We start from the raw sequence: 13,239 nt of genomic DNA, 5'->3' as shown, positions 1-13,239 counted from the left end.
TCAGATAAGATTTTGCTAAATTTAGATGAAAATTATTTCGTTTTTGTTACAAATAAAATAAACGTCTCCGAAACGTTGACAGGAGACGCTTGAAATGATTTGAAATCTAAAAAAGCACAGCCTCACTTTAATTTTCGGAGTTTTTTTGAAGGATTGTGACGCAAACGGCTGTTCTTTTTTGGAATGATAAATAACAACATTTCATAAGGTGCGGCAATGAGAAACCACATTAGGGACCAACTTGTGAAATCTTGACGATAGAGGTTTTGCAATAGGAAATGAAGCGTAATTATCCCGATTAGTAACAAACTATTTTTTAACCAAAAAGGATTGCCAAAATCAAACGTTAATAAGAGCGTCGTAAGTAACGGCAGTTCGTAAAAGAAAAAAGCGGTGAGGTTCAACTGCCAATTGCGTTTTAATTCTAGGAAGGATAAAACGAATAAAACAGTCGATAAGAGAATTCCTAGTGGCGGAAATAAACTTGTTAAAAAGAGATAAATTGAACTATATAAAAGCATCAGGGGGCCTTTAACAAGTGCTGCAATGGCGATAAAGCTAAAAATTAACAGCAGTTGTCCAGTAAAACTAAATTTTAATAAGAGACCAAATAAAGCTAAAATAGCAAAATGGCTCCAAGTCAAAACTTGATCTTTGGTATTTTTTTTATACTTTTGGCGCAGATATTGTGCCAACTGCGGATACTTATGGTTGAAATTTTCCATGTTTTAACTCCTTTATATAAACGATCAAACGTTGGTGTAAGAGAGTGCTTAAAGCAAGGTTGTAAGTGAAAAAAAACCGATGAAATGATTTTTACGATACCTTTGTTTGTTAACTTGTGAAGCGGGAAAATCATTTTTGGTAAGCTTAATTTCTAATAAAAAAGCTACTTTAATTATAAAGAGTAAGGAGAATTATAAATCGGACCAAAGACGGATTTATTGCAGGAGACAATGTTGCAATCGCTCCTACTAAAAAGATGGAATTGCTAAAAACAGAAGATTGGCCAGTCATTTTATCCCTATTTTAAGAATTGTGGGCATTTACTTAATCTTTTGTGGTGTGGGAGATTTTTTTCTTTTCAGCCGAGTAAACTAAATTTTTACAAAAGTCATTTTTTGCGGGGCCTTTACTTTAGACACAAGCGGTTTTGTGCTAAAGTTACTAATGAAATGACGACAACAAGTGGAAAATTTTTACAGTAGACTGTCACCACTTGTGTTTGTTTAGCGTAATGTTACGAAATGATTACGAAATGATATTAATGAAGGATGTGAACTTGATGATTTTTGATTCTCATACACACTTAAATGCCGAACAATTTAATGAAGATATCCCAGAAACGATTCAACGAGCCAAAGAACTTGGCGTCACTGAAATGGCAGTCGTGGGATTTGATACGCCAACAATCGACAAAAGCTTAGCTTTAAGTCAAGAATATACTGACATATATAGCATTATTGGCTGGCATCCAACTGAGGCAGGTAGCTATACAAAAGAAATTGAAGAAAAATTGCAAACACAGCTAACCTTACCTAAAGTGGTAGCTTTAGGGGAAATTGGATTGGATTATTATTGGATGGAAGATCCAAAAGAAGTGCAAGAAAGAATCTTTCGCCGCCAAATTGCCATCGCCAGAGAAATGCATTTACCAATCAGCATTCATACCCGGGACGCCATTGAAGACACGTATCGTATTTTAAAAGATGAAAAAATAGCAGACATCGGCGGGATTATGCATAGTTTCAGCGGTAGTGGCGAGTGGGCAAAACGCTTTTTGGATCTGGGAATGCATGTTTCCTTCAGTGGTGTCGTGACGTTCAAAAAGGCGCTTGATGTGCAAGAAGCGGCAACGGTTGTACCCCTTGATCGTCTTTTGGTCGAAACGGATGCGCCTTATTTAGCACCGGTACCTTATCGGGGTAAACGCAATGAACCGGGCTATACCCGTTATGTCGTAGAAAAAATTGCAGAACTGCGAGAAATGCCCTTTGAAGAAGTCGCAGCACTTACTCGGGCTAATGCCCATCGCCTCTTTGGAATTAATCGATGAAAAAGCCAGTCATTGAAGAGATTATTGTCGTTGAAGGAAAAGACGATACAAGACGCCTGCAAGAAGTTGTCAAAGCAGACACCATTGAAACGATTGGCTCGGCCATCAATGAGGACATTTTAACCCAGATTGAACATGCCCAAGAAACACGCGGAGTCATTATTTTCACGGACCCAGATTTTTCCGGTGAGAAAATTCGCAAAACGATTATGGAAGTCGTGCCAGCTGCCAAGCATGCTTTTTTACCACGCAAAGAAGCGACACCTAATCGCAGTCATGGTTCTTTAGGAGTAGAACATGCGAGTGATGCCGCAATTTTGGAGGCGTTAAAAAAAGTTGTGACGCCTGTAACTACAAGTGAAGAAATTCCATTAATCAGTAGACAAAGTTTAATAGACTATGGTTTAATAGCGGGAGCTTCTGCCAAATTATTACGGGAAAAACTCGGTGATAAATTACGAATTGGCTATACAAACAGTAAACAATTAACCAAACGGCTGGCGATGTTTCGCATTACCGCCGCAGAATTAGACACAGCGATGCTAGAAATCAAAAAAGAGCTGGAGGACGACCTTGAAAGACACACGTGATATTGCAACACCATCGAAGACCAAAGAAATTTTACAAAAACACGGCTTTACCTTTAAAAAAAGTTTAGGCCAAAATTTTTTAACGGAACCAAATATTTTAAGAAAAATTGTTGCCACTGCTGAAATTGACGATCGGACAAACGTCATTGAAGTAGGACCTGGGATTGGGGCTTTGACAGAGCAATTAGCCAAGTCTGCCAAAGAAGTTTTAGCTTTTGAAATTGATGAGCGACTAATTCCGGTTTTAGCAGATACCTTGCATACCTATAAAAATGTTAACGTCATTCACCAAGATGTTTTAAAAGCGGACTTGCTGAAATTGACAGCAGAAAACTTTACGGATAATTCGCTGCCACTAAAAGTTGTCGCAAATTTACCTTATTACATTACGACGCCAATTATGATGCACTTTTTGGAAAGTGATTTACCTGTAGCTGAAATGGTCGTGATGATGCAAAAAGAAGTGGCAGATCGTATCTCAGCTGAGCCGGGCACAAAAGCCTATGGTTCTTTATCGATTGCGGTGCAATACTTTATGGAAGCCAAATTAGCCTTCATCGTTCCCAAAACCGTCTTTGTACCACAACCAAATGTTGATTCCGCAATTTTAAAATTAACACGTCGCAGTCAACCAGCAGTAGAGGTTATTAGCGAAAAAGAATTTTTCAAATTAACGAAGGCTGCTTTTCAATTGCGCCGTAAGACATTATGGAATAACTTACTGCACGCTTATGGAAAAGATGATGCCACCAAAGCTTGGTTGACAAAAAGCTTAGAGAGTGCAGCCATTGATCCAAAACGCCGTGGGGAAACATTATCGTTAGCTGAATTTGCAGCTTTAAGCAATGCCATGATGACAATCAGTAAATAAAAAACAAAATTTGAAATTAGAATAAATGTATCTTAATCAGAGGTTATGACAGAAAAATTGTCGTAGCCTCTGATTTTGTTTAGCGAAAAAATAAAGATAATAGAATAGAGCAGTGGTCTTTTTTTGAGGAGATTTTTAATAAAGGCGTACATAACTATCACCTGAATTTAACTGCATTTAAAAAATAAGTGAAATTTTTCAGACTCTTTTCGCAAAAACAAAATATATGTCTTGACACTTAAAATAAATACCACTAAAATGAAAAAGACTTAAGTGTCTTGACACGTTGGTTGAGTACGAAAAAATAAATGTTAGAGTTTTTTGAGGAGGAAAAAATGAGAAATAATTCTGTGCGTCATTTAACGATTGCTGCTTTACTAATTGGCCTTGGGATCATGATTCCAATGGTGATGCCTAAAATTGTGATTGGACCAGCATCTTTTACATTAGCTAGCCATGTGCCATTATTTATTGCGATGTTCTTTTCCCCAGCTGTAGCGATTGCAGTTGCGTTGGGAACAACTTTTGGGTTTTTAGTTTCTGGGTTACCTGTTGTAATTGCATTACGAGCCTTAACTCATGTAATTTTTGCTACAATTGGGGCATTATATCTGCAAAAAAATCCTCAAATCGTGTTGCAAAATGGCCAGTTTACTTTAGCCAATGTCCGTTTTCAAATGTATAACGTCGTTTTAGGTTTAATTCATGCGGCAGCAGAAGTGGTGGTCGTTTTAGCTTTTAACATGATTAATTTGGGTACACCAGGAACCTATGATGGGGGTGTCTTTTACTTCTACTTTGTCTTATTAGGATTTGGTGGCGTAATTCACAGTTTGGTGGATTACAATATTGCGTACTTTGTTGCGGGTACATTAAGTAAACACTTTGACATTCCGGTCTTTACCAAAGCTCTGAAATTACAAAAAGAAGTTACTGGCAATGTGAAAACTGCCCGATAATAGCTAAAAATATTTTCCTGCCGTAAACTTACGGCAGGATTTTTTTATTTTTTTGTAAGCTGAGGGCAAGTTATTCAGCTTTTAAATATCTAACTTTACGCACTAACTCTTAGCGACAATAAGCCCAAATCTTGATAAATTTGAGAAGCAATTTATCAAGATTTTGTCTTATTGCGAAAGAGTTGCCCCAGTGCTCTCAGTTTTTAAATATCTAGCTTCATAAACTAGCACGTCAAGAAATAAAACAAAATTTCCAAAAATTTGAGGAACAATTTCCGGAAATTTATTATTTATTTTTTACGAGCTGAGGGCAGTTTATTCAGCTTTTAAATATCTAACTTTACGCACTAACTCTTAGTGACAATAAGCCTAAATCTTGAGAAATTTGAGAAGCAATTTATCAAGATTTTGTCTTATTGCGAAAGAGTTGCCCCAGTGCTCTCAGTTTTTAATACTGCAAGCGGTTAGATTCCTAACGTTCGTTATAAAATTTTAAGCACAAAAGCTCGTTAGCTTGTTGTAGCAATTTATTCGTGCTATATTTTAGGCGAGGTTTTTAAACCTCAAATATGACAGAGTAGGAAATAAAGCGTTAAGTGTCTGAGGGATGGGATGTTGCCCTTGGGACGAAGGATTGCATGCAATTCGCGGTTTTATTTTCGCATTCGCTGCATTATTTTATGCGGCAGCTCTATTAAGGAGATGCTGAGTTATGAAAAGAAAACTAGATGCCTATAAGATTGCGGTCATGGCAATGTTAATTGCTTTGATGGTTGTTTTATCGCAAGTTTTCGGGTTTGAAACCCAATTATTAAAAATCACTTTTAGCTTTGTACCAGAAGTGGTGATGGCAACTTTATTTGGTCCATTTTGGACTGGGGTTGGGGCAGTAGTCGCCGATGTTATCGGAAATACTTTATTGGCTAAGTCCCCATTTTTTATTGGCTTTACGTTTAATGCCTTTTTAGGTGGACTTATTTATGGTTTTTTCTTTTACAAAAAAGAAATTACGTTAAAAAATTCTTTTCTGTGTGTCTTAGTTAACACCGTGGTCTTTAGTTTTTGCTTAACACCACTGTGGTTATCTTTGATGTACGGCATGGATTTAACTAATCCGGGATTATGGACAACCCGCTTGATTAAAGCGGTGATCATGATTCCTTTAGAAACGATGATTATCTATATCGTAGGCCGAGCGTTACCTTATCAACGTTTGGCAAAAAAACTACACTCAAATTAATCACTAACGTCCTCCATCCCAGGGCGCAGACTGTAAGACTAGTAAATTTTCTAGTTTTACAGTTTTTTTGATGGTTATAAATGCTACTAAAGCAAAATCGTTTAAGCATTGTCAATGCAACACGTCATCTTACAAATATACTCTCCTTATTGCTACCAAGATTTACTGCTAAGGATAAAAAAGAAGATGAAACGAAGATTTTGTGCATATTTCACCAAAAATTTTTCGCTAACATGTTAAAATGAAAGATGACATTATACGTATCCTTTGGAGGAAATTATGAAACGATTTTTGATCATTCTTTTAGTTGCAATTATTTTAGTATTAGGTGGTTTTTTTATTTTGAATTTATTCTTTGGTTTTACAAATTATCAAACAAATGAGAAAACTTCCGTTAGTTCTACAGCTGTGGATGAAAGTGTTGCAACAACTTCTAGTAGTGAGAAAAAAGACCCGATAAAAGAAGTAGTGGCAAATATGACCTTGGAAGAAAAAGTAGGGCAATTATTTTTCGTTCGCGTGCCAGAAGTCAATCAGGTAGAAGATATAACAACCTATCATTTAGGTGGTTATGTTCTTTTTGGCCGCGATATGGAAAATGAAAGCCAAACAAGTCTGACACAAAAAATTGCAAGTTATCAAGCTGCTAGCAAAATACCATTGTTAATTGGGTCAGATGAAGAAGGAGGTACCGTCACGCGGGTAAGTCAGAATGCTAATTTAGTCGCTGAACCTTTCGCCTCACCCCAAGCACTTTATGCCGCTGGTGGTTTTGCAGCGATCAAGTCAGATACAATTAATAAGGCAAAAGTTTTGCACGACTTTGGCATTAATGCAGGACTATTTCCTATTGCTGACGTGGCGACAGATCCGAATGCTTTTATTTATGATCGGACGATTGGGCTAGATGCACAGGGAACAAGTGAGTATGTCGAGACCGTGGTAAAGGCGCTTAAGGGAGAAAAAAGTGGTTCGACGTTAAAACATTTTCCCGGTTATGGGAATAATCGTGATTCCCATGTGGAAATTGTCCGTGATACAAGAAGCTTAAAAGAATTGCGTGAGACTGATTTTAAGCCCTTTAAAGCTGGAATTAAAGCTGGAGCAGATAGTGTGCTAGTTTCCCATAATATTATTGATGGGATTGATAAAACCAAGCCCGCTTCAATTTCAAAGGCAGTTCATGATGTTTTACGAAATGAATTACGTTTTGACGGTGTGATTATGACTGATGATATGGATATGGCCGGACTAGCAGATTTTATTTCCCAAGCGGATGCTGGACTTGCTGCTCTAAAAGCAGGCAATGATTTAATCATGTCCTCTAGCTATCAAGTACAAATTCCAAGAATATTAACTGCTGTTAAAAGTGGGGAATATTCCGAAGAGGCGTTGGATACTGCCGTTATGCGGGTATTAACCTGGAAGAAAAATTTAGGACTAATCTCATAAAAAAATTGGCACAGCTACCTTCAAAAAAATGTAGGTGTGCCAGTTTTTATTATTTTAGGATTGTTCAAATTGTGCGTGATAAAGTTCAGCGTAATAGCCATTATTTTTTAGTAAACTTTCATGAGTACCTTGTTCAACAATTTGACCGTGATCCATTACAAGAATTTTATCAGCAGCTTGGATAGTAGCAAGGCGGTGAGCAATTACGAAACTGGTTTTTCCTTTCATCATGGCTAAAAAAGCTGCCTGAATTTTTCGTTCCGTTAAAGTATCGACAGAACTTGTTGCCTCATCCAAGATTAAAAGATGCGGTTTGGAAATCATTGTCCGGGCAATGGTTAACAATTGGCGTTGACCATCGGAAATTTTCACACCACTTGTTCCAATAACCGTATCGAGCTTTTGTGGCAGACGCGCGACATAATCATACATATAAGTTTTCTTTAATGCTTCATAAATCAATTCATCTTCTGCCTTGGGATTACCATAAGTGAGGTTTTCCCGTAAGCTTGCATCAAAAAGCCACGTATCTTGTAATACCATACCGAAACTTTGTCGTAAACTATCCCGAGTCAAATGACGAATATCATAACCATCTAACGTTATTTTTCCGTGATCCACTTCATAAAAGCGCATTAATAAGTTAACCAGTGTGGATTTACCAGCACCGGTTTTTCCTACGATGGCGACCGTTTCACCAGGAGCGGCCTCAAAGTTGAAATCGTGAATTAGCGGTTGATCTTTCGTATAGCTAAAATCCACTTGAGAAAAACGAACAGCACCTTTGACGTTTTTTAAAGTAATTGCGTCAGGAGCGTCAGGTGTTTCAATTTTTTGATCTAAAATTTCAAAAGTCCGGTTTAAACCGGCAATGGCCGTTTGAATTTGAGTTGTAATTCCAGAAAGTTCAATAAATGGTTTGGTAAACTGACTCGCGTAAATTGTAAAGCTGGAAATGACACCAATTGTCACCAACTGACTACCATTTAAAACTAATAGACCACCTACAAAACCGACCGCCAAATAGGCTAAATGATCGACAAAACGTGACATGGGGTTTGTTAAAGAAGAAGAAAATTGTGCTTTTTGGCCCCGTACATTTAATTCTTGGTTAATGGCTTCAAACTTTTGTTGATTGACGTCTTCTTGCTGGAAGGCTTTCACGATTTTTTGATTTCCTACCATTTCTGTGACAAAACCGGAAATTTCCCCCACGATTTCTTGTTGGCGGGCAAAATTAGCTTGCGAGTATGTCGCAACCAGCCAACTAACGAAAAATATAATAGGTGTGGCGACTAAAACAACAATTGTCAAAACAATGCTTAAACGTAACATTACAACTAGCGCAATTAACACAATGGAAACGCCTGAGAAAAGCTGATTGAAAACAGCCGCCGCGGCAATCGCAATATTGTCCATATCATTAGTGAAACGACTCACGATATTTCCATGGGGTGTTTGATCGTAATAACTCAACGGAAGTTTGTTTAAATGCGTAAAAGCATCTTTACGTAATTGTCCGGCGGAAAAATAAGCAATTTTGTTAGACAGACGTTGAATGAAAAGTTGGCTAATGACGGTAATGAAAACAACGCTGGCAAAGAGTAAAAGAATATGATACAAAGCACTAAAATTCACTTCGTTTTTCCCTAACATTTGATCGACTGCTTGACCAATTTGATAAGTAATATAGACACTGGTCCCGCCTGAGGCAATACCTAAAATAATTGCCCCACTAATTTCTTTTTTGAAGGCTGATAAGTATGGAAGATAGCGTTTTAAAACAGACCAGTCAATTTTTTTAGGCTTCATGGGACACCTCCGCTTGTGAAGCAACAATGGCTTGATATTCTGGGCAATTCACTAATAACTCTTCATGTCTGCCTAGGCCGACTTGTTTGCCAGCATCTAAAACTAAAATTTGCTGGGCATCTTGAATAGAGCGTACCCGTTGAGAAATGATAATTAAAGTACCGTCTAATTTATTTTGGAGCGCCTGTCGTAAATTTAAATCAGTTTTGTAATCCAGCGCGCTAAGAGAATCATCTAAGATTAAAATACGTGGTTTTGCAATCACAGCTCGCGCAATCGTCAATCGTTGCTTTTGCCCGCCTGAAAAGTTCTTACCTCCTTCAAAAATTGGAGTTTGTAAGCCTTTAGGTAATGCGGTTACGAATTCTTTGGCTTGCGCTAATTCAAGGGCGGCCCAGCACTCTTGGTCGGTGGCGTCTTTTTTGCCCCATTGTAGATTTTCTTTGATCGTCCCGCTGAATAAAACTGCTGTTTGGGGGACCATAGCAATTTCACTGCGCAATTTTGTTAAAGACCACTTGCGCACATCGCGCCCGTCAATGGTAACACTGCCGGCTGTGACGTCATAAAAACGCGGAATAAGCTGAGATAAAGTTGACTTGCCACTACCGGTGGGGCCGATAATACCAAGCGTTGTTCCAGCAGCTACTTTAAAATCAATATTTTCTAGAACCAGTCCAAATTCAGGAGCAAAGCGAAAAGCAACTTGTTGAAAAGCAATCGCGCCTTTTTTACTGCTTAAAGAAGAATCTCCTGCAATTGGAGGATTACCTGCTTTAGTATCACTAAATTTAGTGATACTGGGTTTGGTTTCCAATACTTCGTTTACGCGGTTAGCAGAAGCGGCCGCACGTGTAAAAATGATAACCAAATTTGATACGACAATTAAAGCCAAGAGCATCTGATTCATGTAATTTACTAAGGCTAAAATTTGTCCCGGTGCCAAGTGGCCAGTGTTTACTTTAAAGCCGCCTAAATAAAAGAGAGCTAAAATTCCAATATTCATAATCAAGGTGGTCGCCGGTGTCAGAAGAGCTGAAATATTTGTTACCCGTACATAAACACTGGAAAGCTCATCTGTACGGTTTGAAAAGCGCGTGATTTCAGTGTTACGTCGCGAAAAAGCGCGAATAACCCGCACGCCACTTAGATTTTGGTTCACAAGTTCATTTAAGACGTCTAGTTTTTGTTGTACTTTTTGATAGAGGGGGACAGTGGTTTTAATGATAAAAAATAATATTAAACAAAATAGTGGCAATGTCACCAAAAAGATGATTCCAGCCTGGCAGTCAATGGTAAAAGCCATAATAACTGCGCCGATACTTAAAAAAGGTGCCCGTACCACCAAGCGAATGAGCATCGCTAAGGCCAGTTGCAACTGATTAATATCACTTGTCATGCGCGTGATTAGTGTATCTGTACCAAATAAATTCAATTCGGCGTGGGAAAAACTATTAATTTTTTTCATAACCTGATTGCGCAGCTCTGTTCCAAAATTTTGGGAAGCCACAGAGGCATAATATTGGCAAATCACGGCACATAGCAATCCAACTACCGACATCAAAACCATCCAACCCGTCATTTGCCAGACAACCTGGCTATCATTTTCGCGAATGCCCATATCCACTAACTGTGCCATTAGTAAGGGCAAAATTAATTCAAAAACGGCTTCTAAAAATTTGAAAAAAGGACCCAGAATAATTTGTTTGCGGTATTTTTTTGCATAAACTAATAACTTAAACATGGATAAACTCCTATTCTTTTTGTAAATGATTGCTATAAAATAATAATTAAAAAATAGAATCAGGCGGGATGATACCACTAATTGTTAGAAAAAAATTGGAAGTATAAGCTGATAATTAACAAAAACAAAAAAGTATTCCCACTTTCAAAATTCAATTTATGTTTATTATTGTAACCTAGGATAGATATTGAGAAAAGGCAGGCCCTTTAGTTTTAGAAAAGCTGGCGAAGTTTGGTACAATGAGGGTAATTACCAATGAAAATGAGTAGAGGTGAAGAAATGAACGAATTTATTACAGTGGTATTATTATTTTTTTGTTATTCTTTTATCGGCTGGTTATGGGAAACGATATTTTGTTCGCTTAAGGCCAAAAAATTTGTCTATCGCGGCTTTTTAATGGGGCCGATAACCCCAATTTACGGGTTTGGTATTTTAATGGTTTTGTACTTTTTACGACCGTTTCATGATAATTTACTACTATTATATATCTTCGCAGCGGTGCTGGTGACAATTTTAGAGTATGTCACCAGTTACGGATTAGAAAAATTGTTCCATGCTTCATGGTGGGACTATCATGATGTACCGTTAAATATTAATGGTCGGGTGGCAATTCCTGTCTCTTTATTTTGGGGCGTTGGATGTGTATTGATTGTAAAAGTAGTTCAGCCCCAAGTCATGCTCGGCGTTAATTGGCTAGCGGCACATTTTGGTTTTTATCTACCGGTTGTCTTAATTGGTGTGATGATGTTTGATTTAGGCTATACCTTAGCAAACTTAGCTTCATTCCAAAGTATGACCAAAAAAATTGCCTTAGAGTTAGATCAGCGTAAAGAAGAATTAAAAGACAGCTTTGACACAAAAAAAGATACGGTACAGCAGCGCCTGGCCTTATCCCAATACTTTAAAGAGCATCCTGAAGCGGAAAATGCCTTTCCCCGCTTGAATTTCCACCAAAGAAGACTGTTAAAAAACTTTAAAGGGTTGAAATTAGACAATGTAAAAAGTTTAGAAGATGTCCGGCATTACGTGGCAAATCGTAAAAAAAATTAGCTTTATGTTACGAAAATATTACGAAAAATGTAAGCGAGGAGAAGCTAGTATTTTCCTCGCTTTTTCGTTGCTAAAAACTTTTAAGAAATGGTTAAATTCGATTTACCTTCACAGCATCTGTAACAAAATGTAATCTAACTGAAATGATACATACACCTTTCCTTTGTATAATAAGTGGCATTGGAGATTAGAAAAGAAAGGTGTGGATTTTGTGAAGGCAAAAAAATTGGTGACAGTTTTGACAGCTGTTGTAGCCATCAATCTTGTCAGCCCGGTATTTGCAGCTGCGGAATCAATGGACTCTTTAAATGAGCAAGAGTCTGCAATCACACGTCAAAGTAATCAAATCAGCGCCGAGGTACAACTGGCCTTAAACGACGTGAATGACAAATACGATCAGGTAGAAAAGACAAAAGCAAAAATTGCTGAAAATGAAGCAACATTAAAAAAAGCACAACAAGATATTGCAACCACGCAAAAAAGTATTGAGAAAAGAAAAGAAATCATGGCAGAACGCTTAAAAGAAATTCAAGTAAACGGTGGGGCAGAGCGTGATTGGTCCGTCTTATTAGACGCAGACAATCTGCAAGAATTCATCAACCGTGCTTATGCTATGACGTTATTGCAGAATGCGCAAAAACAAAAAGTTGCCGATTTAAACACAGAAAAAGAAAAATTGGAAAACTTAGAGCTTACGGCGCAGAAAACCTCTGCAAGCCTAAAAGAAAATAAGACCAGTTTAGAAGCTGAAGCAGGGGAATTGGATAGTAAAATTGCTAATTTGAAAAATCAATTAGCTGAAAATCAAAGCACCCTACAAAAAATTGCCCAAAGTAAAGAAGTTGAACAAGCCCGTCTAGCAGCGCAAAAAGCAGCAGAAGAAAAGGCAGCGACGCAAAAAGCTGCCGCCGAAAAAGCAGCAAAAGAAGCTGAAGCAGCTAAACAAAAAGAAGCGGCTGAAAATACCGCAAGCTCATCTACAGGTAATAATACCAATAGTAGCTCTGAAACAAACACTAATAATACTACGAATAATTCAAGCTCCACTAATAATTCTAATAATGATGCTACCAATAATAATGATAATAACAACACTGGCAGTTCCACTAGTGGTGGTCGTACCATGATGATGGAATCAACAGCTTATTCCTATGCCGAACCAGGTGCTAGCTATCTAACGGCCAGTGGGACAGACTTACGTCAAAATCCACAAGCAGTCGCCGTTGATCCAAGCGTGATTCCCCTGGGAACAGTAGTTGAAGTTCAAGGCTACGGCGTTGCGTTAGCGCTAGATACAGGCGGTGCAATTAAAGGAAATATTATTGATGTGCATTTTCCCACAGTTGCTCAATGTACAAAATGGGGTCGCCGTCAGGTACAAGTGACGATCCGAGGTTAGTTTTCTAGTGACAAACCGGAAATCGTAAATAAAAATGTAAGAACTGGTATCAACGTGTGTTGGTAC

Annotated in this window: 11 protein-coding genes and 1 riboswitch; of the genes, 8 read left to right on the top strand and 3 right to left on the bottom strand. The window is 37.9% G+C overall.

Annotated elements, in window-relative coordinates; all coding sequences use genetic code 11:
* Window positions 1–122 precede the first annotated feature (122 nt).
* Complete coding sequence (locus K4422_RS06990; protein ID WP_230710102.1) at window positions 123–725, bottom strand: hypothetical protein; 603 nt, start codon at window positions 723–725, stop codon at window positions 123–125.
* A 560-nt stretch (window positions 726–1,285) separates the two neighbouring features.
* Between K4422_RS06990 and K4422_RS06985 the strand changes: the two genes are divergently transcribed.
* The 6 genes from K4422_RS06985 to K4422_RS06960 all read left to right on the top strand — a co-directional run bounded on the left by K4422_RS06985 (window position 1,286) and on the right by K4422_RS06960 (window position 7,168).
* Window positions 1,286–2,056, top strand: a complete 771-nt coding sequence (locus K4422_RS06985) for a TatD family hydrolase (RefSeq protein ID WP_206902417.1) — start codon at window positions 1,286–1,288, stop codon at window positions 2,054–2,056.
* The gene (rnmV, locus tag K4422_RS06980; protein WP_206902362.1) at window positions 2,053–2,646 is read left to right on the top strand and encodes a ribonuclease M5; all 594 of its coding nucleotides are present in this window, start codon (window positions 2,053–2,055) and stop codon (window positions 2,644–2,646) included. The genes K4422_RS06985 and rnmV overlap by 4 nt, the downstream gene beginning before the upstream one ends.
* Window positions 2,630–3,517, top strand: a complete 888-nt coding sequence (gene rsmA / locus K4422_RS06975; RefSeq protein WP_230710099.1) for a 16S rRNA (adenine(1518)-N(6)/adenine(1519)-N(6))-dimethyltransferase RsmA — start codon at window positions 2,630–2,632, stop codon at window positions 3,515–3,517. Before rnmV ends, rsmA begins: the two co-directional genes overlap by 17 nt.
* Before the next feature lie 335 nt (window positions 3,518–3,852).
* Entirely contained in the window at window positions 3,853–4,476 is a 624-nt protein-coding gene (locus K4422_RS06970) for a hypothetical protein (RefSeq protein ID WP_230710098.1), read from the top strand.
* 571 nt (window positions 4,477–5,047) lie between these two features.
* A riboswitch (THF riboswitch) is annotated at window positions 5,048–5,149 on the top strand.
* Window positions 5,150–5,188: 39 nt separating this feature from the next.
* Complete coding sequence (locus K4422_RS06965) at window positions 5,189–5,716, top strand: folate family ECF transporter S component (RefSeq protein WP_230710095.1); 528 nt, start codon at window positions 5,189–5,191, stop codon at window positions 5,714–5,716.
* A 279-nt stretch (window positions 5,717–5,995) separates the two neighbouring features.
* Entirely contained in the window at window positions 5,996–7,168 is a 1,173-nt protein-coding gene (locus K4422_RS06960) for a glycoside hydrolase family 3 protein (RefSeq protein ID WP_230710093.1), read from the top strand.
* 54 nt (window positions 7,169–7,222) lie between these two features.
* On the opposite strand, the gene K4422_RS06955 is transcribed toward K4422_RS06960, so the two are convergent.
* Both K4422_RS06955 and K4422_RS06950 read right to left on the bottom strand, forming a co-directional pair.
* Window positions 7,223–8,980, bottom strand: a complete 1,758-nt coding sequence (locus K4422_RS06955; protein WP_230710091.1) for an ABC transporter ATP-binding protein — start codon at window positions 8,978–8,980, stop codon at window positions 7,223–7,225.
* Complete coding sequence (locus K4422_RS06950; protein ID WP_230710086.1) at window positions 8,970–10,724, bottom strand: ABC transporter ATP-binding protein; 1,755 nt, start codon at window positions 10,722–10,724, stop codon at window positions 8,970–8,972. The genes K4422_RS06955 and K4422_RS06950 overlap by 11 nt, the downstream gene beginning before the upstream one ends.
* 279 nt (window positions 10,725–11,003) lie before the next feature.
* Between K4422_RS06950 and K4422_RS06945 the strand changes: the two genes are divergently transcribed.
* Both K4422_RS06945 and K4422_RS06940 read left to right on the top strand, forming a co-directional pair.
* The gene (locus tag K4422_RS06945) at window positions 11,004–11,774 is read left to right on the top strand and encodes a putative ABC transporter permease (protein WP_230710484.1); all 771 of its coding nucleotides are present in this window, start codon (window positions 11,004–11,006) and stop codon (window positions 11,772–11,774) included.
* Window positions 11,775–11,985: 211 nt separating this feature from the next.
* Window positions 11,986–13,173 carry a 3D domain-containing protein gene (locus K4422_RS06940; RefSeq protein WP_230710084.1) on the top strand — a complete coding sequence of 396 codons (1,188 nt, stop codon included), beginning with the start codon at window positions 11,986–11,988 and terminating at the stop codon, window positions 13,171–13,173.
* Window positions 13,174–13,239: the final 66 nt, after the last annotated feature.

Origin of the sequence: Enterococcus sp. SMC-9 (genome assembly GCF_021011285.1) — a bacterium.
Classification (GTDB): Bacteria; Bacillota; Bacilli; order Lactobacillales; family Enterococcaceae; genus Enterococcus_C; species Enterococcus_C montenegrensis.
The sequence above is the reverse complement of the archived record's forward strand: the minus strand, read 5'-3'. Positions and strand labels throughout refer to the sequence as shown.